At 48.3% G+C, this 24,775-nt stretch carries 25 protein-coding genes and 2 riboswitches; of the genes, 3 read left to right on the top strand and 22 right to left on the bottom strand.

Features of this window, described 5'->3' with window-relative positions; translation table 11 throughout:
• Window positions 1–39: 39 nt before the first annotated feature.
• The 3 genes from recG to sdaAB are packed head-to-tail and all read right to left on the bottom strand — an operon-like array spanning window position 40 to window position 3,650.
• Window positions 40–2,076 (bottom strand): ATP-dependent DNA helicase RecG, encoded by a 2,037-nt coding sequence (gene recG / locus ACXAGL_RS16885; protein ID WP_474991888.1) that lies wholly within the window; start codon window positions 2,074–2,076, stop codon window positions 40–42.
• A 5-nt stretch (window positions 2,077–2,081) separates the two neighbouring features.
• Window positions 2,082–2,966: an L-serine ammonia-lyase, iron-sulfur-dependent, subunit alpha gene (sdaAA, locus tag ACXAGL_RS16880; protein WP_474968472.1), complete on the bottom strand. Its 885-nt coding sequence runs from the start codon at window positions 2,964–2,966 to the stop codon at window positions 2,082–2,084.
• Between the two features lie 21 nt (window positions 2,967–2,987).
• Entirely contained in the window at window positions 2,988–3,650 is a 663-nt protein-coding gene (sdaAB, locus tag ACXAGL_RS16875; protein ID WP_474968471.1) for an L-serine ammonia-lyase, iron-sulfur-dependent subunit beta, read from the bottom strand.
• Between the two features lie 228 nt (window positions 3,651–3,878).
• Between sdaAB and ACXAGL_RS16870 the strand changes: the two genes are divergently transcribed.
• Entirely contained in the window at window positions 3,879–5,147 is a 1,269-nt protein-coding gene (locus ACXAGL_RS16870; protein ID WP_027954168.1) for an NCS2 family permease, read from the top strand.
• 59 nt (window positions 5,148–5,206) lie between these two features.
• On the opposite strand, the gene ACXAGL_RS16865 is transcribed toward ACXAGL_RS16870, so the two are convergent.
• The 11 genes from ACXAGL_RS16865 to ACXAGL_RS16815 all read right to left on the bottom strand — a co-directional run bounded on the left by ACXAGL_RS16865 (window position 5,207) and on the right by ACXAGL_RS16815 (window position 15,190).
• Window positions 5,207–5,476 carry a YuzC family spore coat inner layer protein gene (locus ACXAGL_RS16865; RefSeq protein WP_474991886.1) on the bottom strand — a complete coding sequence of 90 codons (270 nt, stop codon included), beginning with the start codon at window positions 5,474–5,476 and terminating at the stop codon, window positions 5,207–5,209.
• A 154-nt stretch (window positions 5,477–5,630) separates the two neighbouring features.
• Complete coding sequence (locus ACXAGL_RS16860; protein ID WP_474991884.1) at window positions 5,631–6,074, bottom strand: Hsp20/alpha crystallin family protein; 444 nt, start codon at window positions 6,072–6,074, stop codon at window positions 5,631–5,633.
• A 69-nt stretch (window positions 6,075–6,143) separates the two neighbouring features.
• A complete protein-coding gene (gene cysI, locus ACXAGL_RS16855; RefSeq protein ID WP_474991883.1) occupies window positions 6,144–7,862 on the bottom strand; it encodes an assimilatory sulfite reductase (NADPH) hemoprotein subunit in 1,719 nt (572 codons plus the stop codon).
• Between the two features lie 40 nt (window positions 7,863–7,902).
• Complete coding sequence (locus ACXAGL_RS16850) at window positions 7,903–9,696, bottom strand: assimilatory sulfite reductase (NADPH) flavoprotein subunit (protein WP_474991880.1); 1,794 nt, start codon at window positions 9,694–9,696, stop codon at window positions 7,903–7,905.
• 17 nt (window positions 9,697–9,713) lie between these two features.
• Window positions 9,714–10,535: a uroporphyrinogen-III synthase gene (locus tag ACXAGL_RS16845; RefSeq protein WP_474991878.1), complete on the bottom strand. Its 822-nt coding sequence runs from the start codon at window positions 10,533–10,535 to the stop codon at window positions 9,714–9,716.
• A complete protein-coding gene (locus tag ACXAGL_RS16840) occupies window positions 10,510–11,142 on the bottom strand; it encodes an NAD(P)-dependent oxidoreductase (RefSeq protein WP_474991876.1) in 633 nt (210 codons plus the stop codon). Before ACXAGL_RS16840 ends, ACXAGL_RS16845 begins: the two co-directional genes overlap by 26 nt.
• 7 nt (window positions 11,143–11,149) lie before the next feature.
• Window positions 11,150–11,893: a sirohydrochlorin chelatase gene (locus tag ACXAGL_RS16835; RefSeq protein WP_474968463.1), complete on the bottom strand. Its 744-nt coding sequence runs from the start codon at window positions 11,891–11,893 to the stop codon at window positions 11,150–11,152.
• 16 nt (window positions 11,894–11,909) lie between these two features.
• The gene (gene cobA / locus ACXAGL_RS16830) at window positions 11,910–12,686 is read right to left on the bottom strand and encodes a uroporphyrinogen-III C-methyltransferase (RefSeq protein ID WP_474968462.1); all 777 of its coding nucleotides are present in this window, start codon (window positions 12,684–12,686) and stop codon (window positions 11,910–11,912) included.
• 1 nt (window position 12,687) lies between these two features.
• Window positions 12,688–13,296, bottom strand: coding sequence for an adenylyl-sulfate kinase (cysC, locus tag ACXAGL_RS16825; RefSeq protein WP_474991875.1), 609 nt, complete (start codon window positions 13,294–13,296; stop codon window positions 12,688–12,690).
• Between the two features lie 5 nt (window positions 13,297–13,301).
• Window positions 13,302–14,447, bottom strand: coding sequence for a sulfate adenylyltransferase (gene sat, locus ACXAGL_RS16820; RefSeq protein ID WP_474991873.1), 1,146 nt, complete (start codon window positions 14,445–14,447; stop codon window positions 13,302–13,304).
• 14 nt (window positions 14,448–14,461) lie between these two features.
• Entirely contained in the window at window positions 14,462–15,190 is a 729-nt protein-coding gene (locus ACXAGL_RS16815; protein ID WP_474968459.1) for a phosphoadenylyl-sulfate reductase, read from the bottom strand.
• Between the two features lie 87 nt (window positions 15,191–15,277).
• Window positions 15,278–15,392: riboswitch (SAM riboswitch) on the bottom strand.
• 197 nt (window positions 15,393–15,589) lie between these two features.
• Window positions 15,590–15,692, top strand: a riboswitch (SAM riboswitch).
• Between the two features lie 97 nt (window positions 15,693–15,789).
• Here ACXAGL_RS16815 and ACXAGL_RS16810 point away from each other — a divergent pair.
• Window positions 15,790–16,698 carry a sulfite exporter TauE/SafE family protein gene (locus ACXAGL_RS16810; protein ID WP_474968458.1) on the top strand — a complete coding sequence of 303 codons (909 nt, stop codon included), beginning with the start codon at window positions 15,790–15,792 and terminating at the stop codon, window positions 16,696–16,698.
• A gap of 204 nt (window positions 16,699–16,902) precedes the next feature.
• On the opposite strand, the gene ACXAGL_RS16805 is transcribed toward ACXAGL_RS16810, so the two are convergent.
• Together ACXAGL_RS16805 and ACXAGL_RS16800 are read right to left on the bottom strand one after the other, a co-directional pair.
• A complete protein-coding gene (locus ACXAGL_RS16805; RefSeq protein ID WP_474971489.1) occupies window positions 16,903–18,567 on the bottom strand; it encodes a DAK2 domain-containing protein in 1,665 nt (554 codons plus the stop codon).
• Window positions 18,568–18,598: 31 nt separating this feature from the next.
• Window positions 18,599–18,961, bottom strand: coding sequence for an Asp23/Gls24 family envelope stress response protein (locus ACXAGL_RS16800; RefSeq protein ID WP_160835556.1), 363 nt, complete (start codon window positions 18,959–18,961; stop codon window positions 18,599–18,601).
• A 240-nt stretch (window positions 18,962–19,201) separates the two neighbouring features.
• Here ACXAGL_RS16800 and rpmB point away from each other — a divergent pair, with 240 nt between their 5' ends.
• Complete coding sequence (rpmB, locus tag ACXAGL_RS16795) at window positions 19,202–19,390, top strand: 50S ribosomal protein L28 (RefSeq protein ID WP_027954154.1); 189 nt, start codon at window positions 19,202–19,204, stop codon at window positions 19,388–19,390.
• Window positions 19,391–19,555: 165 nt separating this feature from the next.
• On the opposite strand, the gene spoVM is transcribed toward rpmB, so the two are convergent.
• The 6 genes from spoVM to ACXAGL_RS16765 all read right to left on the bottom strand — a co-directional run bounded on the left by spoVM (window position 19,556) and on the right by ACXAGL_RS16765 (window position 24,744).
• On the bottom strand, window positions 19,556–19,636 hold the full coding sequence (gene spoVM / locus ACXAGL_RS16790; protein ID WP_035531293.1) for a stage V sporulation protein SpoVM: 81 nt from the start codon (window positions 19,634–19,636) through the stop codon (window positions 19,556–19,558).
• A 24-nt stretch (window positions 19,637–19,660) separates the two neighbouring features.
• The gene (locus ACXAGL_RS16785) at window positions 19,661–20,335 is read right to left on the bottom strand and encodes a thiamine diphosphokinase (RefSeq protein ID WP_474991871.1); all 675 of its coding nucleotides are present in this window, start codon (window positions 20,333–20,335) and stop codon (window positions 19,661–19,663) included.
• Window positions 20,336–20,440: 105 nt separating this feature from the next.
• Entirely contained in the window at window positions 20,441–21,091 is a 651-nt protein-coding gene (gene rpe / locus ACXAGL_RS16780) for a ribulose-phosphate 3-epimerase (protein ID WP_474968455.1), read from the bottom strand.
• 3 nt (window positions 21,092–21,094) lie between these two features.
• Entirely contained in the window at window positions 21,095–21,976 is an 882-nt protein-coding gene (gene rsgA / locus ACXAGL_RS16775) for a ribosome small subunit-dependent GTPase A (RefSeq protein WP_474968454.1), read from the bottom strand.
• Window positions 21,977–21,988: 12 nt separating this feature from the next.
• Complete coding sequence (pknB, locus tag ACXAGL_RS16770; protein WP_474970386.1) at window positions 21,989–23,983, bottom strand: Stk1 family PASTA domain-containing Ser/Thr kinase; 1,995 nt, start codon at window positions 23,981–23,983, stop codon at window positions 21,989–21,991.
• The gene (locus ACXAGL_RS16765; RefSeq protein ID WP_474968453.1) at window positions 23,983–24,744 is read right to left on the bottom strand and encodes a Stp1/IreP family PP2C-type Ser/Thr phosphatase; all 762 of its coding nucleotides are present in this window, start codon (window positions 24,742–24,744) and stop codon (window positions 23,983–23,985) included. The genes pknB and ACXAGL_RS16765 overlap by 1 nt, the downstream gene beginning before the upstream one ends.
• Window positions 24,745–24,775: the final 31 nt, after the last annotated feature.

Here is a 24,775-nt window from a genome sequence, read left to right as displayed (position 1 = left end):
AAAAAAACACGCCCCTTGTCAGGACGTGCCCTTTTCCACTCAATCCAGAACATTTTCCATGATCTGCTTATCCTTATAGACGACTTCCTTTAACGAGCTGTAAGATTCATGTTGATCCAGGATGTCTTCTTCAATCATTTCGGCTGCATCTTTTCTTGCCGTTTCAAGCGCGCGGTAATCGTGTACCATATCCCCTACTTTAAATTCAGGTAATCCGCTCTGCTTTTTCCCAAAGAAGTCCCCTGGACCCCGGAGCTTCAAATCCTGCTCAGACAGTTCGAAGCCATCGTTCGTCTCCGTCATGATCCGCATGCGTTCTTTACCGACATCCCCTTTTGGATCAGCAAGAAGAATACAATAACTCTGGTCAGATCCACGCCCGACCCTTCCGCGCAGCTGGTGAAGCTGGGAAAGGCCGAAACGCTGGGCGTCATAAATCACCATCATCGTGGCATTGGGAACGTTCACACCCACCTCCACCACCGTTGTGGAAACAAGGATATTCAGATGATTCTCTGCAAATTCCTTCATCACTTCTTCTTTCTCATCATTATGGAGGCGGCCATGCATCAGTCCAACAGAAATATCCGGCTCAAAGACACTGCTGATCTGATGGTACAGATCAATGGCATTCTGAATATCCAGCTGATCCGACTCTTCAATAAGCGGACAGATGACGTAGGCCTGGTGTCCCTGATCGATTTCCTTCTTGATGAAATTCAAGACCCGGTCGGTCATTTCACCTTTCACCCAGTAGGTCTCTACAGGCTTACGTCCCGCCGGCATTTCATCAATGACACTGACATCCATATCACCAAACGCCGTAATGGCCAGCGTCCGCGGGATAGGTGTAGCCGTCATGAACAATACATCGGGGGAAAGACCCTTGTCTCTTAAGGTCCGCCGCTGTTCTACACCGAAGCGGTGCTGTTCATCTACAATGACAAAGCCGAGATGACTGAATAGGACTTCATCTTGAATGAGCGCATGTGTTCCTACAAGAATATCAATCTCCTCCGCTTTGACTGCTTCGAGGATTTCCTGGCGTTTCTTCCCTTTAATAGAACCAGTCAGAAGCTCCACCCTTGCCCGGCCTTCAAACATGGCCGACAAAGACTGATAATGCTGTTCCGCCAGAATTTCCGTCGGAACCATTAAAGCCCCCTGGTATCCAGCGGTGATGGAAGCATAGAGAGCAATCGCCGCAACGGCGGTTTTCCCTGAGCCTACGTCCCCCTGAAGCAGGCGGTTCATACGGTGGGGACGTTTCATATCCTTCAAAATTTCCGCAAGCGAGCGCTTCTGTGCCCCAGTCAGTTCAAAGGGCAGGGACTGGACAAAACCGGTCAGCTTCTGATTATCATACCTTTGAACAATGCCCTGCGTCGATTCGCGGTTATGCTTACGCAGCAGCTGCATTTTCAGCTGGAAAATTAAAAATTCCTCATATACGAACCGGCGCTTGGCGTGTTTGAGCATCACCCGGTTTTCCGGATAATGCATCTGATGCAGGGCCTCCTGCCGGGGTGGGAGCTTATAAGCGAGAGCAAGATCCTCCGGAAGGATTTCCTTAACCGATCCACCATATTCGTGGAAAGCTGCCGTCATCACTTTCCGGAGGGTATTCATGTTCACCCCTTCCTTTAATGTGTAGACGGGCTGGATCGGCGCCTGACTTTTCGACTCCCCTTTTTTGAATTGACTGACCGTCACTTGAAGACGCTGCTGATCCCATTTCCCTGTCACTGTGACGGTGTCCCCCTGCTGCAGCTGCTTCTTCGCAAAGGCCCGGTTGAACATGACCGCCTTCACAGCAAAATGCTCCACCTGCAGGGTAAAGGTCAGCCTTGATTTCTTCCGTCCGTAATAGCTGACGACAGGTTCGGAGACAATCTCCCCTTCAATGGTCGCTTTCTCGTTATGATCCAGTTCCGTCAACGGCTTGACTTCATAGGAATCATAACGATGTGGAAAATAAAACAAAAGATCCTCCACCGTAAACAGCCCCAGTTCGTTTAAATGGGACTGCAGTTTTTCGCCAACTCCTTTGATTTCACTAATCGGTTGCTGCAGCACATCATTCACTCTTTCTTTAAAGATATTCCGTACACTTTTGCTTCGAGTTCGCGTCCGGTCGGCGTCGCAGCCAGTCCACCCTGGGCGGTTTCCCTGAAAGCTGACGGCATCCGCTGCCCTACTTTATACATGGCATCAATCACTTCATCACATGGAATTCTGCTCTTCACACCGGCAAGGGCCATATCTGCCGCTACAACAGCGTTGGAAGCCCCCATGGCATTTCGTTTCACACACGGGACTTCGACAAGTCCAGCAACAGGATCGCAGATTAATCCAAGCATATTTTTCAAAGTGATCGCCATAGCTTCGGCAGACTGGGAAGGCGTGCCTCCTGCCATTTCCACAATAGCCGCGGCAGCCATTCCAGCAGCGGAGCCGACTTCTGCCTGACATCCACCCGCAGCCCCTGATATCGATGCATTATTGGCAACAACGAAACCGAAAGCACCTGAGGTGAACAAGTACCGGACCATCTGCTCACGTGATGGATTCAGCTGATTTTTAACGGCAAACAAAGTACCCGGCACACACCCCGCACTGCCGGCTGTCGGCGTGGCGCAGATGGTGCCCATAGCCGCATTTACTTCGTTCGTGGCCACTGCCTTACTGACGGCGTCCATCAACAGCTGACCTGACAACGGGGTATGGTTTTTCATGTAATCCTGAATGAGTACAGCGTCCCCTCCGGTCAATCCACTGTGGGACTGCACACCTTTCAAACCATCTTCCACTGCTTTTTCCATGACGTCGAGATTCCTTTCCATATGGGCAAAGACCTCTTCCCTGGAAAGCTGCTTCACTTCCATTTCCTGACGAATCATCACTTCAGATATTTGTATCTGCTCACTTTCAGCAAGCTCGATCAGTTCTGCTACATTGCGAAACATGCGAACACTCCTTTTGTATGTCTAGTCTGAGATTTTAGCCACTTGAGTAATGTGGTCTGCGCGTTCCAGTTCATTAAGTATGGAATCATCAATATTCTGGTCAACCTCAATGACCATCAAAGCCTGCTCCCCCTGGGCTTTTCTGGATACTTCCATCCGGCCGATATTGATTTCATTTTTTGCAAGGACCGCTGTCGCTGATGCAATAGCTCCGTAACGGTCGTTATGAATAAGAAGGATAGCCGGGTGGCTCCCCGATAACCGGAGTTCAAAACCATTCAATTCCGTGATTTCAGCCTTGCCTCCTCCAATGGAAATGCCGACAAGTTCCAGTTCCCCGTCTTCATCGCCGATCTTTACACGGGCAGTGTTTGGATGATCGGTATGGGCATCCTCTTCGTGAAAACGGATTTTCATGCCTGAAGCTCTGGCCGTTTCAAGGGAAGTGCTTATCCTTTCATCATAGGTTTCATAGTCCAGGAGACCACCAATAATGGCTACATCCGTCCCATGCCCCTTGTAGGTTTTAGCAAATGACCCGTAAAGATGGATATGGGCGTACTTCGGCTCCCTTCCGAATAAATGGCGGGCAGCCCTGCCGATGCGGGCCGCTCCTGCAGTATGCGAGCTGGAAGGCCCGATCATAACAGGACCGATGATGTCAAACACAGATCTATACTTCATTAAGATCCCTTTCCTTTCTATATAAACCTGAACAGGTAAGTGGTGAAAACGCTTACTACATTCTAACATTCCTTTATCATCTTATCACATTCCACTTTAATCTTCCTTCCTTTTCGTTCCCTCCATATTTTGACTGGTTGATTGTTTTCTTTTGAGAGAGTAGAATAATAGATTGTGGGTTACTCGGTAACCGGGCGGGAGAGGGATAATTTCATATGAGGGATTGAAATGCTCAATCAGCAACATCAACAGGCGGGCTGGAAAAAAGAAGGACTGGCAGGTTTGATCGGTTATTTCACAACGGTATATATTGTAGCCGTCAACAGTCAGATTCTGGAGAGTGCGGGGCTGCCGCTTGAGAGCGGTATGGTCGCTACTATCCTTGCCAGCGCGTTAGGCTGCTTGATCATGGCTTTTTATGCGAACGCACCGATGGTTCTCATCCCCGGGATGGGCGTCAATGCGTTGTTCGCCTACTCGATTGTCGAAGGAACGGGCATGTCCTTTCAGGAAGGACTCGCTGTCGTGACGATGGCTTCCATCATCTTTCTGATCACTGCTTTCACAAAGCTCGGCGATTGGCTGAAACATGCCATTCCCGCTTCTTTGAAGCATGCCATCACCGTCGGGCTTGGACTTTTCCTGACGCTGATCGGACTCGAAAAGGGAGGCCTCGTTGTCAAGGGGGAACATTCCCTGATCACGCTTGGCAACCCGTCATCTGCCATGGTGATTACCAGTGTCATCACCTTATTTATCGGGATTTTTCTATTCTCAAGAAACGTCCCCGGCAACTTTTTAGTGACGATGATTGCCGGGACCGTACTGGCCCACTTCACGGGGCTGCTCGGGGAAAGTGGAAAAAGCATCGATATCCAGGAACAGAGCTTTCTGATGCTGCCGGACTTTTCCGGAATCTTCGGGTTTGGTTTCTGGATGGCGGTTTTCCCGTTGGCGATCGTTCTCATCTTCGAGAATATGGGGCTGATCCACGGTCAGCTTTCCATGCTCAATCAGGAGGACAAATTTAAACGGTCCTATCAGGCAACCGCATTTTCCGCCTTATCCACTGGATTTCTGGGTACATCTCCGACGGTTTCTTCCGCAGAGAGTGCTGCTGTCATTGCATCCGGAGGAAAGTCAGGGAAATCGGCGCTGACCATGGCCGTTCTATTCGGAGCCACCCTGTTTTTGATCCCATGGATTTCCATGGTTCCATCTTCAGCTATTGCTCCGATCCTGATCATCGTTGGAGCCCTAATGGTTCAGAACATCAAGGAAATTCCATTTGATCAGCTTTCTGAATCCATGCCGGCGTTTTTAATTATCGTGATGATTCCTTTCACGTATTCCATCGCTGACGGAATGGCCTTCGGCTTTATAGCCTATCCGATTGTAAAGCTTGCCCTGGGCAGGCATCGGGAATTGTCCACCCCTGTCGTATTCATCGCCATGATCTTTCTCGTTGAATTTATCGTACGCTCGCTTGGACATTAATGATTCATGTAGTTAAAAAAAGCTTGAAGAGAACGTCATGACGTTCTCTTCAAGCTTTTTTATCTCCAGCGGAGTACGAGTGTCAGCCGGCAGCAGTCACGTCTGCTGTCCTGTGATCCAAGGGTGACCTTCAGACGATCCGGATTATATGTGGTCTGAAATGAACTTGCTACATATTCACCAAGCAGACCGTCCACTTTTTCATGATTGGACTGTTGAGCCGCCATCATGATCTGCTCAGCATAGGATGCATCGTCGTGAATTTTCCCAACCAGTCTTTCCGCATCCTTGATGAGTTTCTCCATTGAAACGGCGGATTCTCTGAACAAAGAGACTTCCACCTCTGGATATGAAGGTCCGGGTCTTTCATAAATCGGAGTGACCGGCCTCCAGCTATAGGGAACCCAGTAACGGTGCACAGCCTCCCCCCTTCCCCTTCCTATATACCTTTAAAAAAAGAAGAGAAGCCGCTACACTTCCCCTTTACCTTTCAATTTGTATGGACTCCAACGGCCCTCTTTTTTGAAAGACAACCTTCAATACCCCGTTTTGGAACGAAGCACGGCTGCTGGTGACGTCAGCTTCAAATGGTAGCTCGATCATCTGTTCCCGGGTCTTTCTGAAGTGGGTGCGGCTGTAGTAATCGCGCCCTTCATCATTCACTTCCCGCAGCTGCTGTTGTTCGATAAGAATGCGCAGCTGCCGGCCGGAGCGGTCAATACGGATTTGATTTTCATCCACATCCGGAAGGACAGCTTCAACGACGATCTCTCCGTTTGATTCATAAACATCGATAGGAATCGCATTTTTTTGGGAGAAAGATTCTGCTGCATGAAGGGACTGATCAAAAAACGAGTCCACGGCCCGAACCAGATCCATAAACGTATGCTCAAAAAAACCGGGGAGCTGACTCTTTTTATCATCCATGTTACTACACCTCTCTGCCTGTCGTTTCCCCTACAAGATATGCAGAGAAAGCCGGCAGGTGACACATGATCAGGAGGTGTGGAACTTTGTGCCTGACGAAACGGCCTTCACATAACCGGCTCGGATGACGAAATCCCCGAACTTTTCACCTTCGGAATGGTTAAGCGCAAATTCCTTAAACATCTGCCTTAACTCGAGGAGAATTTCTTCTTCCCCGATGTTTTCTTTATAGATTTTGTTCAAGCGGTCTCCTGCAAATCCAGCCCCTAAATACATGTTGTATTTCCCCGGTGCTTTCCCGATGAATCCAATTTCACCAAGAGCCGGCCGGGAACATCCATTCGGGCAGCCCGACATACGGATAATGATTTCTTCATCTGAGAGCCCGTATTCATCTAGAATATCTTCCAATTTATCGACGAGGGACGGGAGATATCTCTCCGACTCTGCCATCGCCAGTCCACAGGTCGGAAGAGCGACACACGCCATGGAATTCCTCCTCAGCGCTGAATTCTGCCTGCCATCGGTCAGTCCGTACTCATCGATGACCGCTGATATTTCCTCTTTCTTTGCATCGGTCACACCTGCTATGCTTACGTTCTGGTTCGGAGTTAACCGAAAGTCGCCTTCGTGAATACCGGCAATTTTTCTCAATCCGGCTTTCAACTGGTATTCTTTTTCATCTTTAATCCGGCCGTTTTGGATAAAGAAGGTGTGATGCCAGGTGCCATCAGCGGCTTTGATCCAGCCATAACGGTCCCCATTATGATCGAAATGGTAATCCCTTGCTTCTTCAAGTTCCCAGCCGAGACGGCTTTCCAGCTCTTCCCTGATCCAGTCCAGCCCCATCCGGTCAACGGTATACTTAAACCGTGCATTTTTACGGTTGGACCGGTTGCCGTAATCGCGCTGGATGGTGACGACTTTTTCAGCTGTTTCGACTATTTTATCGACCGGGCAGAAGCCGATGACACGCGCTAACTGGGGATACGTATGTTCGTCGCCGTGAGTCATCCCCATCCCTCCGCCGACGGCGATATTAAAGCCGGTGAGTTGATCATCTTCCACAATCGCGATAAAACCCAGGTCCTGCGAAAAGACATCCACATCATTGGAAGGGGGAACGGCCACACCGATTTTGAATTTCCGAGGAAGATATACAGGGCCGTAGATTGGTTCCTCTTCTTTGCCGTCGGCAACTTTCTCCTCATCCAGCCAGATTTCATGATAAGCTCTTGTTTTCGGAAGAAGGTGCTCACTTACTTTCTTCGACCACTCATACACTTCGTGATGAACATTGGACTGATCCGGATATACGTTGCACATGACATTCCGGTTCACGTCTCCGCAGGCGGCTATGGAATCCATGAGCGCCTGGTCCATCCGTTGAATGCTTTTCTTCATGTTCCATTTCAGAATGCCGTGCATTTGAAAGGTCTGTCTTGTCGTCAGTTTTAATGTTCCGTTTCCATACTGATCAGAAAGTTTATCCATTGTCAGCCACTGTTCCGGTGTGGCTGTGCCTCCTGGAAGCCGGACACGCACCATGAATTGATACGCTGGTTCAAGTTTCTGTTTTTTTCGTTCATTCCGGATATCCCGGTCATCCTGCATGTAACTTCCATGGAACTTCAACAGTTTTGTCTGGTCATCCGGGATGCTCCCGGTAATGGGATCCTGAAAGCTTTCCACGAGAGATCCGCGCAGCAGCCGGCTTTCCTCCTTGATTTTTTCCATTGCGTCCGGTGGTCCCTGTGTCTGGTGAGAGGGGTGATCGGATTTTGTCATGCTTTGTCCTCTCCTTTCGTTTTCTTGATTTCAATGATGGTTAATACACATCTCTCTGATAACGCTTCTGCTGTCTAAGGTCTGCCACATAGGCTTCTGCTTCTTCCTCAGTCCTTCCGGATTCCTTCTGAACGATGGATACAAGGGCCTGATGGACATCTTTGGCCATATGTTTTTCATCCCCGCATACATACAGGTAAGCTCCTGCTTCCATCCACTCAAAGAGTTCTCTGCTGCGCTCAGTCATTCTGTGCTGTACATACACTTTTTCTTCGTTATCCCTCGAAAAGGCGACATCCATCCTGGATAAAACGCCATCCTTGAGCCAGCGCTGCCATTCGGTTTGATAAAGAAAATCCGTCGTGAAATGCTGTTCTCCGAAGAATAACCATGTATTCCCTTCTGAACCCATTTCTTCTTTCTCTTCCAGGAATGACCGGTATGGGGCGATTCCAGTTCCAGCACCAATCATAATGACAGGAGCAGATTCATCTTCCGGCAGCTTGAAGTTGGAATTTTTCTGGACAAATACATCTACGTTTCCGCCAGGCTCCATCCGTTCTGCACACTGGCCTGAACATACACCAAGCCGGTTCCTTCCGTGGCTCTCATACCGAACCGTGCCAATAGTCAAGTGAACTTCGTCCGGGTTCGCTTTCCAGCTGCTCGCTATGGAGTACAGACGAGGCGGGATTTTGCGAAGTTGCTGCACCAGTTCTTCTGCTCCAAGGTTCCATGGACCGAAGTCTGTGAGAACATCAAGAAGATCTCGACCGTCCATATACGTTTGAAGCGCCTCTTTGGATGCAAGGATTTCCTGCAGTTTTTCATTACTGGTGAAGGTTCCCAGCTTTTCGAGCAGCGGTTTAGTAAGCACAGTGATCTCGAAATGGGACAAAAGGGCTTCCCGTAATGCACGGACCTCTCCGTCTTTATTAAGGGTAACGGAAAGCTCAGGATCCCACTGCATCAGAGTAATTAATTGATCGACCAGCTTCTCTTCATTAAGCGGGTAGATTCCAAGACTGTCCCCAGGCTCATATGCAAGATTGGAATCTTCCAGATCCAGTTCCAGATGCCGGGTCTCTTTATTGGAACCACGGCCGTTCAAATTGATATTTTCCAGCACTTCCGCCGAAAACGGATTTTTCTTCGTATACACCGGTCCGGATGATTGGGGATTGGGAGCGGCCTGCACCTTTTTACCTTCTTCAGCTGTTTCCAGAGAATTGATGACTTTATTGATCCAGTCCTCCGCCTCTTCATCATAATCGAGGTCGCAATCCATGCGTTCTACGATACGTTCTGCTCCAAGCTCTTCCAAACGTTTATCAAAGTCTTTACCTGTCTGACAGTAAAATTCGTACGAGCTGTCCCCAAGGGCAAGCACACTGTAGCGGACACCATCCAGTTTTGGTGCACGCCCGCTGTAAAGGAATTCATAAAAGGAGAGCGCATTATCCGGAGGATCGCCGTCTCCATGGGTACTGGTAATGATCAATAGATCTTCTTCCTTTTTTAAGGACTTCGGTTTGTACCGGTCCATATCTTCGACAGAAACCTGCAGTCCGTTTTTCTTCAACCTGCCGGAAAACTTTTCGGCAAGCTCCTGGCAGTTCCCTGTGTGCGATCCATATAAAAGGGTGACGTGTCTTGTTTCCACTGCCGGGACCCCTGCTTCTGTTTCCTGTGCTGCTCCACTTCCACGGTCTGCCCCTGCGGCCAGATAGCCGCTGAGCCAGATTTTCTGCTGCTCATTCAATGTTGGGAGCAGCTGGTTCAGTAACTCCGTCTGCTCTTTATTGAACGGACTGTTGATTACTTGTAACGACAATTCTGTCACCTCCATAGTCAAAAATGAGCGGCCGTGTGCGCGTCCTCCCGGTAATAGCGCTCCAGCGCTACAATCATAGCGCCCATCTTCGCTTTTTCAGGCTGCAGGACATAGGAAATCCCCTGCTCTTCCAAAGCGGCTGCCGTTACCTTTCCGACAGCAGCAGCGAGAACATTTCGATTAAAGGCATCGACGACTGGCTGCTGCTCTTTCGAAAACAGCTGTTTTACCTGGGTTTTACTGGTGAAAACGACCGCATCAAGATTTTCCTTTGTAATTTCTCTTCGCAGCCTACCTAAAATATCGGGATCCGGAGGCAGGAATGAGTAGGGTTTTGATAAATAAACATCGTATCCCATTTCCTCAAGACGGTCTTTTAAGGCAGCATCATCCAGGTTATAGGCTTGTAAATACACACTTTTTCCTGCTTTTGCGGTATTATTCTCCATATAGGACAACAGCTTTGCCATTGTCCCGTCTTCAGCGATCCATTCATAAGCGAGGTTTTGTTCCTTCAACCAGTCAGCAGTTTTTTGACCGCGGATGAGCAGGATTTCATCAGATAATTTTTTTACAAATGAACGGCGGTGACCAATGCCTGCAGCAGCCTCTTCCAATGTCCGAGCCCCTATACCAGTCGTTAACAAAACATAATCAAAGGGCTTTTTTAAATAATGATGAACATCCCGACGGGCCGTTTCCTGATTATATTGCTGAGAGCCTTGGATGGGATAGCCGGCTGAGCGTCCATCCATATTACGAATCAGCCTGGCAATTTCATCCGCGCGCCGATCAGCTGCCACACCTATCTTTTTACCGGCCAGACCTTTCACAGTCATCCGCCTCCTTCTCCTTATGTATTTCTTCCAGCAATAAGTGCTGATTCACCTTGTATTGACAGGATTCTTTCAATCCCTCCTCCAGATAAAAACGCCTCCGGTCAGATGAAAAGCCGGCATGTCGAAGTTCATTCCTTAACGTGAACAAAAAATCGACATAACTCCCGTAATCCTCCGGAAACTGCTCTTCAAACCTCTGTTTAATTTCGGCTGACAACGCAGGGCTGGCCCCGTTTGTTGTGACAGAAACAGAGAGTCTTCCCCTCTTCATATGGGCAGGAAAATGAACATTCCCGCCTCCATTGTCTGCACGGTTGAGCAGCGGAACGTCTCCGGCCTCAGCCGCCGCTTGTTCATTCACCTCAGGCTGATCAGCAGCCGTAATGAGCAGAAAAGCACCGGACGCGTCCCCTTTGAAATAAGTCTTCTGCTTCCACTCAAATCCCCCCTTCTCCCATAACTGACGAAGGGCTTCTGTCAATTCCGGACTGATCACCGTCAGTTCCGGACCCTCTGACAAGAGAGATTTCAAACGCTTCTCTGCTACTCTGCCACCTCCGACAATAATGACCTTCTTTTTGTGTAAATCGATGGATAAAGGCTTCATTAACCGTTCACTCCGCTCTGGACATTCGGTTCAGCGCTTCCTTCACCCTGAATTGAAGTGAGTGTTCCATCGCCGCGTGATCCTGCAGATGATGGGCGGCAGCAGCTGAATATCCTTGTTGGACAGCCTGATAGACTTCCTCTTGAATTTCTTCCATCAATACACCGGTAAACCAAAGGTATGGCACAACGATTGTATGTTCGTAATCCTCGATGGACCGGTGGAAAGCCTCTGGAAAACGCGGAGAAAGAGCCGCGAGGTAACAGACCTCCACGTGGGAATGATTGATTTCATCCTTCAGAAGCTGCGCAATTTTTTTGACGGCTTGAGGTGTATCCGGGTGACGGCTTCCTCTTCCCACCAAGAGGATATTCGTTCCTTTTTGAACCGGTACATCCGTTCCCTGCACACGTTCAGCGAGCGCTTTTATAATCGATGGCTGCACTCCCAGAGGTTCTCCATAGGAAAACGTCAGGCCGGAGTAAAGGCGGGAGATTTGATCAATCTCTTCAGGGATATCTTTATAATAGTGACCAGCACTCAAAAGCAGGACCGGCTGTACAACGATGCTGGAAGCTCCCCTTTCCACAAGGCGCCGCACCCCTTCTGATATATCAGGTTCAGCGAGTTCCAGATAACAAATCTCATAAGGCAGATCATGCGCTTCCGCTGCACGGTGTAAAAAGTCCTCTGCCTGAGTGGTGGCTGCTTTTTTTCTGCTTCCGTGACTTACATACAGGACAGCTTCCATCCTCATCCTCCTTTTCCTAGCCTACAATCGTTTCCGCAGATACGCGGGCGTCCTCACCGGCCGGGTCGAACCATTGGAGGTGGCTGCTCAGCTCCACCACTTCCCCCACAACGATCATGGCAGGGTTTTCGATAAAACGGCTCTTTTCTACAATCGTATCGATTGTTCCCTTCACCATTTTCTGGCTGTTCGTCGTTCCATTCTGGATAAGGGCCATCGGCGTATCTGGAGACCGCCCATATTTTTTCAGCCGATCACAAATCTCCGGAAGTCTTTTGACACCCATGTAGATGCACAGCGTATCCATGCTCTTGACGACCCGCTCCCAGTACGCTTCTTCATCTGTTCCTTTCTTACTGACCCCGGATATGAAAGCGACCGACGAGCTGTAATCCCTGTGGGTGACCGGAATGCCGGCGTAGGCAGGGGCAGCCGTCCCGGATGTAATTCCTGGAACGATCTCAAAAGGAATGGACCTTTTTGCAAGAGCTTCTGCTTCTTCCCCTCCGCGGCCGAACACAAATGGATCTCCTCCTTTAAGGCGTGTGACCACTTTCCCTTGAAGGGCGTATTTGACAAGAAGATGATTGATGGTTGACTGGGACAGTGCGTGATGATCGGGCCTTTTCCCACAGAAGACGAGCTCTGCCCCTGCTTTCGTTTCCTCAAGAAGATCCTGATTGATGAGCCTGTCATACAGAACAACATCAGCCTTCTGGACAGCTTTAAGACCTTTCACGGTAATCAAATCAATGTCTCCAGGACCTGCACCTACGATATATACTTTGGTCACGTTATCCCTCCTTGTCGTTCAGCCACTTTTTATCAATAAGAAGTTGAAAAATCTGTTCCGCACAGGTTTGGATGGAATGCTGGTCAGACCGAACGACACATTCCGGATTCACCGGTGCCTCGTAAGGAGCATCCACCCCGGTAAAACCGGAGATTTCCCCAGCCCTTGCTTTTTTATACAGTCCTTTAGGATCCCGGCTTTCACATTCCTCCACAGGACAGTCGACAAAGACTTCCATGAATTCTTCCTCTTCCAAAAGGGATCGGACCCGGTCACGGTCCTCCCTGAATGGAGAAATAAAAGCCGTCAAAACGATGGAACCATTGTCTGTGAACAATTTGGATACTTCACCGATCCGACGGATGTTCTCTGTCCGGTCGGCTTCAGAAAAACCAAGATCCCGATTTAATCCATGACGAACGTTATCCCCGTCAAGCAGGTAGGTTTGGATGCCGTGCTCAAAAAGTAGGCGGTTCAAATGGTTGGCAATGCTGGATTTACCAGCCCCTGAGAGACCGGTGAACCAGAGCACACCACTGAAATGACCATTTTTACTCCGGTAATCCTTTTTTTGGACGGCAGCTTCATGCCATGTTAAATTCGTTGCCATTCCATTCACCCCTTTACATCCGCTGTCTGTTGGTTAAGCCCTTCAATCAGCACTTCCACGACCTCCGGACGGCTGAACGTTTTCGGTGGTTTCTGGCCGCTCCGAAGCAGCTCGCGCACTTTTGTTCCTGATAAAATTACGTGATGCTCCTTGCTGTGGGGGCAGGTTTTATGAGAAGCCATTGCTTCACAGACTTTGCAGTAGAAGCTGTGCTCAAAAAAGACCGGGGTTATTTCCAGCTCTCCTTCTTCAAAGTGGCTGAAGATTTTTTGAGCGTCATATGTACCATAGTAATCGCCGACACCTGCATGATCCCTCCCGACTATGAAATGGGAGCAGCCGAAATTCTTCCGGACAATCGCATGGAAGATGGCTTCCCGCGGGCCTGCATAGCGCATGGCCGCATTAAAGACAGCCAGCGTCACCCGGTTTTCCGGATAATATTCATCCAAGAGTACCTCATAACTTCTCATGCGCACATCACTCGGGATATCGTCGCTTTTCGTTTCTCCTACGAGCGGATTCAGAAATAGTCCATCTACGCTTTCCAGGGCCGCTTTTTGGATATATTCATGAGCACGGTGAACAGGATTACGCGTTTGGAAACCGACAACCTTTTCCCATCCGGCCTGTTGGAATCGTTCTCTTGTCTCTTCGGGATCAAGGTAGTAATGGTCTGAATGCTCCCGCTCCGGACGATGGAATACTTCAATTCTGCCACCGACATAATAATCCGGGCGCTTGTAAAGTTTACTGACCCCCGGGTGAGCGTCTTCTGTCGTTAAGTAAACCTTTGCAGCTTCTTTCTGTTTATCCGGCTTGTAAATGTCTTCGATTTCGATCACACCGTAGATTGCCCCATCTTTCACAAGAGCCGCTTGACCATGTAACGAACGGGCCTGCTCTTCAGAAACAGGCAGTGTGATCGGGAGACTCCAGGGAGTGCCGTCTTTCAAACGAAGATTTTCAACGACGTGATCATAATCTTCCCTTGTTAAAAATCCTTGAAGCGGACTGTATGCCCCATTAGCGATTAAATCGATATCACTCAACGCCATCGCATCAAGCTCGATCCTTTGTTCCGGAAGCGTATCCGGCTGTGCTGTAAAACGATTGATTAACTGCCCGCCATGCGGTTGAATAATGGACATCATTCATCTCTCCTTTATTGTTTCGTATCTCCCGCTGTGTGGAGTCCACACTCGGTTTTATCAAATCCCTGCCATCTTCCTGAACGGCCGTCATCCAGCGCTTTCGCTGTGCAGGGGATGCAGCCGACACTTGGATAGCTTTGGTCATGTAATTCATTGTAATCCAAGCTATTTAGTCGGATATAAGTCCATACGTCTTCCCATGTCCAGTGAATTAAGGGGCATACCTTGATGGACTGGAAGCGTTCGTCCTTGTTGACGAAGTTCGTATGACTCCGGCTTGCAGATTGTTCTCTTCTTAATCCCGACATCCAGGCAGCCGCTCCTGTCAGGGCTTCTTCCAGCGGTTTGATTTTTCTGATGGCACAGCATTGGTCGGGATTCCTTTTCCAAAGGGCCGGACCATATTCCTCTGCCTGTTCTTCCACTGTCAATTCCGGCTTTTTCATATGGATGTTCAAATCCGGATACCTCTTTTTCACTTTGTCTATCAAATCATAGGTTTCCTGGAAATGAAGTCCAGTGTCCAGAAAAACGACGTCGGCATCCGGCTGTGCCTTTGCAATGAAGTCAAGCAGTACGATCGCTTCAGCACCGAAGCTGCACGCATAAACGAGCTGTTTTCCATAATGCCCGTAAGCCCATTGAATCACACTCTCTGCCCCTTTGTGTCCATCATCAATATCCATATGAAGTAAAGGATCCCCGGTGAATGTTCCATATGTCGGTGCACTCGTATTCATAAGCTCCTCCTTTCTTATCTTCAACAAAAAAACCTTTCTTCTGATGGTAAGAAGAAAGGAGAGTCATTATACATGATTCAACCGTTCTTCTTATCCTTCCAAGTGTTGATCACCTGCTGGAATTGGCACAGCTTCTGTTCATGACGACAGATCCGTTGCCGAGGCTTCCAAGGGCCAGTCCCTCCACCTCTCTCGATAAGAAAAATGTTTCCAGATTTTGTTCAAAAGATTTGATTCAAATATTAGACCCGATTTAAAGATATGTCAACATGCATTTTAAATATTACTAGTTTTCTGTTTATTTTATTGTAAACCATTGACAAATCGTCATCCATGTTTTAGCTTTGAATATATTATTCATGTACTTAGGAATTCCGCTTTCAGCGCGGGCTACATATATCCTTATAAAGAGCCGGGGGAGGAAACTGGTCTGATGATCCCGCAGCAACCTCACATTGGAAAAGGTGCTCATTCCAGCAGACGGTGGTCTGAAAGATAAGGAGAGGAAGCTTGACCTCTTCTGGATGAAGAGGTTTTTTTGTGCCTCTTCATGGTTAAAACCAAGTAATCTTATGTGTTTAATCAAAAGGAGAGGTACGATGAAGAAATTACTTATATTTTCACTGGTTGGATTCTTTGCTCAATTGATGGATGGAGCCCTCGGAATGGGATTTGGTTTAAGCTCCTCCACCATCCTCCTCGCCTATGGAATGGCTCCGGCGGTGGCCTCCGCCTCTATTCATTTGTCCCAGATTGCTACAACGGCAGCTTCCGGGTTTTCCCATTATAAATTCGGCAACGTGGATAAGCGTCTCGTTTTGACTCTTGCTCTCCCCGGAGGGATCAGTGCCTTTGCCGGGGCTGCTCTGCTCAGCTGGATTCCAGGTGAGCTGATCCGCCCGTACATTTCCGTTTTTTTACTAGGGCTTGGCGTTTATGTGGTCATCCGCTTTTTACTGATGAATCGAGTGAAGCCCTTGCATACAGAAAAAAGACCATTTCGACGGCGCTTCTTGTTTCCCTTAGGTTTTCTGGGCGGTTTTCTTGATGCCGTGGGCGGCGGGGGTTGGGGGCCGGTAAATACACCTGTTCTCTTATCCAGCAAAGGAATCCTTCCCAGAAAAGTCATCGGCACCGTAGATACAAGTGAATTCATCGTTACTTTATCTGCTACGGCCGGCTTCCTGATCTTCCTTGGGTGGGAAGAGCTGAGCTGGATGCTTGTGCTCGCCTTTGTGATCGGTGGCGTTATTGCAGCCCCCCTCGCTGCCTGGCTTGTGAAAAAACTCCCCCCTCTCGTGCTTGGGGTAGCGGCGGGTGGATTTATCATTTTGACGAACAGCCGGACCCTGCTCACCTATGCCACATGGAGTGAACAGACCTTAGTTATCATCTACAGCCTGCTTCTTGCCGGATATGCTGCTGCCGTTATCTTCTCAGTTCGAAAATATATTCAACGGCACCGGCACCCGCAGACGGAAACACGGTTAAAAAAAGCGCAGTTCTAATGGAGAACTGCGCTTTCAGCTTATAGAATGACAAGCTTAGAAAACAAACCGCCAAGGCGTTTGTCTAATGGTCGATCAATATCCTCTGTGAAACCATTTCTTTCATCTCCGCTCCTGCATTCAGACCATAGACCATTACAAAAGGCTGCCGGGAAAAATCCCGACAGCCTGCGAACGCTGTTCTAAATCCAGAAGCGCTGCATTTTATTCGATAGAGAAGATATAGCTGTAAATCGGCTGGCCACCATGGTGAATTTCCACCTCTAAATCTTCAAAGGTTTCTTCCACATAAGCTTCCAGTTCAGCCACATCCTTATCGTCCACATCTTCCCCTGTAAGAATAGTAAGGATTTCATCTTCATCCTCATCAATCATCTGGTTCAGCAGTGTTTTCGCTGTTGTGAGGGCGTCTTTATCGGTAGCTGATATCTTCCCGTCGGAAATCCCCATAAAATGACCCTTTTCAATATCAAGTCCGTCAATCTGGGTGTCCCGGACGGCATAGGTAATCTGCCCCGTCTTCACTTCTGACATCAAACTGGTCATTTCTTCTTTGTTCGTATCGAGATCTGCTTCAGGATTGAAACCAAGCATAGCACTCATCCCTTGAGGAATGGTCTTCGTCGGGATGACAGCCACTTCCGCTTCCGCCATCTCTGCAGCCTGTTCTGCTGCCATCACGATGTTTTTGTTATTCGGAAGAATGAACACGCGTTCTGCATGCGCTTCTTTAATAGCCTCCGATAAGTCCTGGGTACTAGGATTCATCGTTTGACCACCCTGGATGATTACTGTGGCTCCGAGGCTTTCGAAAAGTTTCTTCATCCCCTCGCCCATACTGACGGTGACAATACCATATGGCGCTTTTTTCTCAGGCACGGCTTTTTCTTTCTTATTACCTACGAGGGACGTATGCTGCTCCCTCATGTTTTCAATCTTCATATTGATCAGGCTTCCATACTTCTGTCCAAGCGTCATAGCTTCACCCGGGTACTCGACATGGACGTGAACTTTGACCAGTTCTTCGTCAGACACGACGAGCAGGGAATCACCGAATTCACTCAGCTGATTACGGAAAGCTTCTTCATCATAAGGATTCTCAGCAAGCTTATCCTCTTCGAATTTCACCATGAACTCCGTACAATAGCCGTAATGGATATCTTCGGTATTCATGAAGTCCTGGGCAAGTTTATGGTGTTCGGCGTTTACCATTTCATTCATGGAAACCAATTCTTCAACATCCGGCATTTCCTCGCCTTTCAAGTTGGCCAGAAATCCTTCATAAATGGTAACAAGTCCCTGGCCCCCGCTGTCGACCACACCGACTTCCTTTAGAACCGGAAGAAGTTCTGGTGTCCGCTTCAAGGAAGCTTTGGCTGCTTTTACGACACCTTCCATGAAAGGAATGAAGTCCACTTCTTTTTCAGCTATTTCCACAGATGCTTCCGCTGCTTCACGGGCAACAGTTAAGATCGTTCCTTCCACAGGTTTCATCACAGCTTTATAAGCTGTTTTCACACCACCCTGCAGGGCCTCAGAGAAATCCCGGGTCGTTAACACTTCTTTATTCTCAATGGCTTTTGCAAAACCGCGGAAGACCTGGGAAAGAATTACTCCTGAATTTCCACGCGCACCCATAAGAAGACCTTTGGACAGGGAAGTGGAAACTGCTCCTGCATGGTCCTGGGAAACGTTTCTCACCTCGTCCGCTCCGGAGGTCATGGAAAGATTCATATTTGTTCCTGTATCCCCGTCAGGTACAGGAAATACATTCAGCGCATCGATCATCTGCGAATTCTGCTTTAAATAATGCGCTCCTTGTAAAATCATCTCGGCTAATGTTCTGCCGTCAAGCTTTTGTAACGTCACACTTACTTCCTCCTTTGACTGCAACTGCAACCTATTCGCTTGTCACGCGGACTCCCTGGATGAAAATATTGACAGAGTCAACGGACAATCCGACTGTTTTGTTTAATGTGTATTTTACTTGGGATTGGACGTTATGAGCGACTTCCGATATCTTTGTACCGTAGCTCACAATAATATACATATCAATGTGGAGGCGATCTTCTTCCTGTCTGACAACGACACCCCGGGAAAAGTTCTCTTTACGGAGCATTTCAGCCAGCCCGTCCCGCAGCTGGTTTTTAGAAGCCATGCCGACGATTCCGTAGCACTCTACAGCTGCTCCTCCAGCAATCGTTGAAATAACTTCATTGCTAATCGTTATATGGCCGTATTGGTTGTTCAAATCCACAGACATATAGATCCTCCTTTAGATTCCTCAATTTCTCTCCTAATTATAACACAAGTGAAGGGTGTTGAATTTGTGTTGACTGTTGAAAATAAGCCGGTTATCCCCTAATATACTTTGAAACAATTCAATCTGTCTGTCAAGAAAAAATTCTTGATATAATTGTCCGGAGATTATTGCAAAGCCTACATACATATGATAAAGTTACTAAGTATCTGATGATTTTTGTATGTAACAGGAGGGATTTTCATGGCACGAAGAAGTGTTCTATCTGGTAAAGGTACACGCGCAGGTAACCACCGTTCACACGCGATGAACGCTAATAAACGTAAATTCAAAGCAAATGTTCAAAAAGTACGTATCCTTGTGGATGGCAAGCCTCAGAAAGTTTACGTAACAGCGCGTGAACTTAAATCTGGTAAAGTCCAGCGCGTATAATGACAAGTTGAAAAAAGCACCCGTTCTGCGGGTGCTTTTTTTCTTGCCTTTATATGATTATGGCAGTCCCCGGGACCATCTCCTCCATTCCCAAAGACCACCGAATCGCATCAGGGCCTTCCGGGAGACACTTATTCTCTCCCTTCAGGCACGTATGGCCCGGAGCTAATCCTTTTTAAAAGTACTTATGACTGCGCGCACTATCCCCCCGACAAAACGCGGGAGTTTAATGGTGTAAAATTTCAAAAGAGCCCCCTCCTCCTAAGTGAACTAATGCGAACGCCCTTTTCCGTGATCCATTGAGTCTGTACTTCTTATTACTAAGAGTATGCCTGACTCAAATGAAAAAGTACCTGTATCTTCAACGAGCCTGTTGGAGATGCATAAGGTGGACCCGAAGGGCAGATACGCCCGGGAAAGTGGATAATAAAAGCCGTTGAGTGTAAGCTCCTTCACCTCCAGGGTCACAGGAAGAAAAGATAGATAGGGATACTGTGGGTCCTCTTTGATTTTATGCGAACCGGACCCTGCTATTTCCACCTGGTTCTGATGATCCACAATAACCGCCTTCACCCCTTTTTTCATTAACGGATACAACAGCTGAATGTTCGCCTGGGAATGATCCATCCTTCCCCCTGTTACTCCGAGTAATACGATATGCTCGGCTTTCCGGTTCAGTGCCTCATTGATCGCAAGCTCCAAATCTGTCTCATCCTTTTCGTCCGGATAGGTATGTATCATTCGGGCCTCATCTTTAATCTTCTCATAGGAAGCAGCGCTGACGGAGTCGAAATCGCCGATGGCCACATCAGGGGTTATTCCGGCTTCTACAAGCACTTCTGCTCCCTGATCTGCTCCGATCCATTCTACATCTTCCTCTGCCCATCTTTGGAAGCTGGGAATATAGGCTTTCGGCCCTCCGCCGACTACGATAACTTTTTTCACGTATGCTCACCCTTTCTATAGAAAAAGCCCAAAGGATTCTGACCAATCCTCTGAGCTCTTTCGACTAAGACTCTACATGCAGAGTCACTTGGTTCCCGCTGTGATTTACAACGAGGCGCGGATCCTTTCAATGGCTTGTTTTCTGTCCGATTGATTAAAGACCGCACTGCCTGCCACAAGAACATCCGCACCCGCTTCTGTGCAGAGACGGGCGGTCTTCTCGTTGACACCGCCGTCCACTTCAATTTCATAGGAAAGTCCGGCATCGCTTCTTAATTGAGCCACCTGACTGATTTTATCAAGCACATCAGGAATAAATGCCTGACCGCCAAATCCTGGATTCACAGTCATCAATAGAACAAGATCCACATCCTTAAGAACCGGACGGATCATTTCGACCGGTGTCCCCGGATTGATGACCACGCCCGCTTTCACTCCGAAGCTTTTGATCAGCTGGAGGGTGCGGTGGAGGTGAGGAGAAGCTTCCTGATGGACGGTGATGATATCCGCTCCCGCTTTCGCAAAGGCCTCTATATAGGCGTCCGGGTTCTCAATCATTAAATGGACATCAAGCGGAAGATTGGTGACCGGCCTTACCGCATCAACAATCAAGGGGCCTATGGTTATATTAGGGACAAAATGGCCGTCCATAACATCCACATGAATGTAATCCGCTCCGCCTTGATCCACATCCCGGATCTCTTCAGCCAGTCTTGCAAAATCAGAAGATAAGATGGAAGGTGCAATTTTTGTCATGCCTTAATACCTCGGCTTTCTATTCTGGATTTCCTGCATGAACTGCAGGTAGTGGTCATAGCGGTGCTCTGATATAACGCCGTTTTCCACACCGGCTTTCACCGCACATTTAGGCTCTTTATGATGCAGACAGCCTCTGAACTTACAATCATTTTGTACTTCTACGAATTCCGGGAAGCACTCCGGCAGCTGTTCAAGCTGTAAATCCCCGAACTCAAGGGAGCTGAACCCCGGCGTATCGGCTACTAACCCACCGGAAATGTCATACAGCTCCACGTGGCGTGTCGTATGCTTTCCTCTTCCAAGACTTTCAGAGATTTCATCCGTGTCGATGGAAAGACGGGGGTCGATGGAATTCAGCAGCGACGACTTACCGACTCCGGACTGCCCGGCAATCACCGTTGTCCGTCCAGCCAGGTGCGCTTGTATCTCATCCATGGAAGCGGAATCGTTCACAGCCGACAAAATGACCGGGTATCCAACCTTCTCATACTGTGCCTTATACTCCTCCATTGCTTCCACCATAGCGCTGTCCAGCTGATCCATCTTGGAAATCACGATAAACGGCTCGATCCGTTTAGCCTCAACGAGAACGAGAAATCTGTCCAGAAGAAGCGAATTAAAATCAGGATGGATGGCTGATGTAACAATCAACGCTTGGTCGACGTTGGCTATCGGCGGTCTTACAAATTCATTTTTCCGGTCATGAATGGATAAGATGTAGCCCTCTTCATAGTTGTCCGCCTTAAAATCCACCATATCCCCGACGAGAGGGGACACTTTTTTCTTACGGAAGTTTCCGCGCCCACGGCATTGATAAACCTCTCCGTCATGAAGCACGTAATAAAAACCGCTGAGGGACTTTATAATTTTTCCGGTTGCCACTTGATCACCTTCTTAATAAGGAACATTTCCTTCATCGATCACTTCATCACCTCGCTGCACACGGTAAGACGCTTCCCCGCCTTCTTCTATAATCAGTGTTACATCAAAAGAGGTGGTTTCTGTGATGGTTTCTTCCACGACTGGTGTCTCCATATCGTTTTCATAATCATCGACATAAATCAACACCTGCTGTTCTGTTTCTTCCGATTCCTCATTAAACGGAACTTCCAGCGTTACGTTTTCTTCTCTTGGAGGTTTTTCCTCCGGCCCCTTGGATATGGTGATAGTTACCGTTGACCCTTCTTTCACATCGGTGTACGCCTCCGGATCCTGTGTAATCACCTCTCCGGCAGGTACAGTCTCCGAGTAGCTCTCAGCAACTTCAACCTCCAGGCTGCGATCCTTTAAATATTTCTCCGCCTGTTCCTGGGTCATCCTGTCCAGCCGGCCCAGATTAATGGTCGGGGGTCCGGTACTGACGCGGAAAATGACTTCCTCTTCTTCCGGAATTACGCTTGCTCCCGGGTTCGGAGAGAGCTGGGCGACAATTTGACCAGCCGGTTCATCGCTGGAAACAGGAATACGTTCAATCCCTGCGTACCCCTTATCCTGGAGTTCCTTATCGACCTGGTCATATTCTTCACCCACATAATCCGGGAATTCTTCCCGTTCTTTTCCTTTACTCGTATAGATCGTGACTTCTGTTTCTTCCTTCACTGTCCTGCCGGGTTCAGGATCTGTCGTAATAACAAGACCCTCTTCCACTTCATCTGAAAACTGAGATTCACGGCTGACCATCAAGTTCAAATCACTCAGTTCACTGTAGACCTCTTCATATTCCCTTCCGTCAAGGTCTTCAGGAATGGTCACATCGGCAGGCTGAATGATGCCTGGTGTAAAATACAGGGCAGCTCCGCCCCCTAGTATGATCAAAAGCAGGAATGTCAGGATCCATGGCCAGATTTTTCTTTTCTTCTTTTTCTTTTCTTTATCGACCGGCTGCTTTTCCTCTGCCGGCTGCTGATGATGCACTTTTGTATCCTTGACCGGCTGATACTCGCCGGTATGGATGATTGTATGATCTTCTGTGTGATCCCCGTAGGCGTCGTTCGTAATGACGGGGATGGCTTTCGTTTTTTCCTCTTCATCTTCCTCCGGCAGTTCAAAGGGTTTTTCACCCAGTCGGTAAGGTTCAAGTGAGGTCTCTATATCCTGTTCCATTTCCACCACGGTGGGATAACGGTGAAACGGATCTTTCGCCGTTGCTTTCAATACGACATTTTCCACACTCTGCGGCAGATCAGGATGCCATCGTTTTAACGAAGGTGTATCATGCTGCAGGTGCTTAAGGGCTATGGATACAGGAGACTCGCCTGAAAAAGGAAGACGTCCAGTCAACAGTTCGAAGAAAACAATGCCCATCGAATAAACATCGGATTTCTTCGTCGCCATTCCCCCACGCGCCTGCTCAGGAGACAAATAATGAACAGAACCAAGAACTGAATTTGTCTGAGTCAGAGCGGTCGCACTCAAAGCCATTGCGATTCCGAAATCTGTCACTTTCACATGGCCGTAATGATCAATCAAAATATTCTGCGGCTTGATATCTCTGTGTACAATGCCGTTGTCATGGGCATGGGTGATGGCAGAAGTTACCTGGCGCATAATGTCCACCGCTTCCGAAACATCAACGGGGCTGTTCTGTTGGATATACTGCTTCAGTGTCATGCCGTCAACATATTCCATGACCATATAATACAAATCGTCCTCTTCCCCGACATCATATATATTGACGATGTTCGGATGAGAAAGGCTGGTGGCGGACTGGGCTTCCCGGTGGAAACGCGCAATAAACTCTTCGTCATTTCCGTGTTCCAGCCTTAGTACCTTGATGGCTACGCTTCTGTCCAGGATGGTATCATGAGCTAAATAAACGTTCGCCATCCCTCCGCCGCCAATCATTCTATCGACACGGTAACGGTCATTAAGAAGACGGTCATTGAGCATCAATCCACACCTTCCTTCTCACCTTGGGGTGGGAGATGATGGACAATGGCAAGAGTGATATTGTCTTCTCCGCCCCGCTCATTGGCCCGCTCAACAAGAGAGTGGGCGAAATCGGACCAGTCTCCTTTGTGGTCACTTAAACCACTCAATTCTTCATGACTCACTTTATTGGTCAGACCGTCTGTACAAAGAAGAACCCGGTTATCCGGATCCCACTCCATACTCTGGATATCCGGGAAAAGATCATATTCTGTGCCGAGCGCCTTCAGCAGAACATTTTTGCGAGGATGATGCTCGGCTTGTTCTTCTGTAATCTGTCCGGACCTGACAAGTTCATTGACGAGTGAATGGTCTTCCGTAACGGCTTTGAATCCGTAAGCATTCGCTAAATAACAACGGCTGTCTCCGACGTGGGCAATGGAGACAAACTGGTCCGTGCAGATAGCTGCCACTATTGTCGTCCCCATGCCGGCACATTCTTCATGTTCAGAAGCATAGGTTTTGATTTCATTATTGGCGGAACGGATGGTTTCTTTTATCCACTCTTCAGCACCATTCGGAGTTTGAAACGAACCCGTATGCTCCCATTCCTTATGTAAAACATCAACAGCCATCCGGCTGGCGACATCACCTGCCTGATGCCCTCCCATGCCGTCGGCTGCGACAGCAAGCACCTGACCGGAATGATTTCTGAACACGCCGCCTGCATCCTCATTATGAGCCCTTACTCTGCCTTGATCTGTGAGGTAGTACTCTATCATGGACGTTCACCTGCCTTTTTCAGTTACTGTC

This window comes from Halobacillus sp. ABA4_118, from assembly GCF_056160205.1.
The sequence above is the reverse complement of the archived record's forward strand: the minus strand, read 5'-3'. Positions and strand labels throughout refer to the sequence as shown.

What these genes read in the sequence shown, in the direction of transcription:
- sdaAA (WP_474968472.1), bottom strand. Translation starts at nt 2,966, where the DNA reads ATGTTTCGCAATGTAGCAGAACTGATCGAGCTTGCTGAAAGTGAGCAG.
- sdaAB (WP_474968471.1), bottom strand. Translation starts at nt 3,650, where the DNA reads ATGAAGTATAGATCTGTGTTTGACATCATCGGTCCTGTTATGATCGGG.
- ACXAGL_RS16870 (WP_027954168.1), top strand. Translation starts at nt 3,879, where the DNA reads ATGCTCAATCAGCAACATCAACAGGCGGGCTGGAAAAAAGAAGGACTG.
- ACXAGL_RS16860 (WP_474991884.1), bottom strand. Translation starts at nt 6,074, where the DNA reads ATGGATGATAAAAAGAGTCAGCTCCCCGGTTTTTTTGAGCATACGTTT.
- cysI (WP_474991883.1), bottom strand. Translation starts at nt 7,862, where the DNA reads ATGACAAAATCCGATCACCCCTCTCACCAGACACAGGGACCACCGGAC.
- ACXAGL_RS16845 (WP_474991878.1), bottom strand. Translation starts at nt 10,535, where the DNA reads ATGACTGTGAAAGGTCTGGCCGGTAAAAAGATAGGTGTGGCAGCTGAT.
- ACXAGL_RS16840 (WP_474991876.1), bottom strand. Translation starts at nt 11,142, where the DNA reads ATGAAGCCTTTATCCATCGATTTACACAAAAAGAAGGTCATTATTGTC.
- ACXAGL_RS16835 (WP_474968463.1), bottom strand. Translation starts at nt 11,893, where the DNA reads ATGGAAGCTGTCCTGTATGTAAGTCACGGAAGCAGAAAAAAAGCAGCC.
- cysC (WP_474991875.1), bottom strand. Translation starts at nt 13,296, where the DNA reads ATGGCAACGAATTTAACATGGCATGAAGCTGCCGTCCAAAAAAAGGAT.
- sat (WP_474991873.1), bottom strand. Translation starts at nt 14,447, where the DNA reads ATGTCCATTATTCAACCGCATGGCGGGCAGTTAATCAATCGTTTTACA.
- ACXAGL_RS16815 (WP_474968459.1), bottom strand. Translation starts at nt 15,190, where the DNA reads ATGAATACGAGTGCACCGACATATGGAACATTCACCGGGGATCCTTTA.
- ACXAGL_RS16810 (WP_474968458.1), top strand. Translation starts at nt 15,790, where the DNA reads ATGAAGAAATTACTTATATTTTCACTGGTTGGATTCTTTGCTCAATTG.
- ACXAGL_RS16800 (WP_160835556.1), bottom strand. Translation starts at nt 18,961, where the DNA reads ATGTCTGTGGATTTGAACAACCAATACGGCCATATAACGATTAGCAAT.
- rpmB (WP_027954154.1), top strand. Translation starts at nt 19,202, where the DNA reads ATGGCACGAAGAAGTGTTCTATCTGGTAAAGGTACACGCGCAGGTAAC.
- rpe (WP_474968455.1), bottom strand. Translation starts at nt 21,091, where the DNA reads ATGACAAAAATTGCACCTTCCATCTTATCTTCTGATTTTGCAAGACTG.
- pknB (WP_474970386.1), bottom strand. Translation starts at nt 23,983, where the DNA reads ATGCTCAATGACCGTCTTCTTAATGACCGTTACCGTGTCGATAGAATG.
- ACXAGL_RS16765 (WP_474968453.1), bottom strand. Translation starts at nt 24,744, where the DNA reads ATGATAGAGTACTACCTCACAGATCAAGGCAGAGTAAGGGCTCATAAT.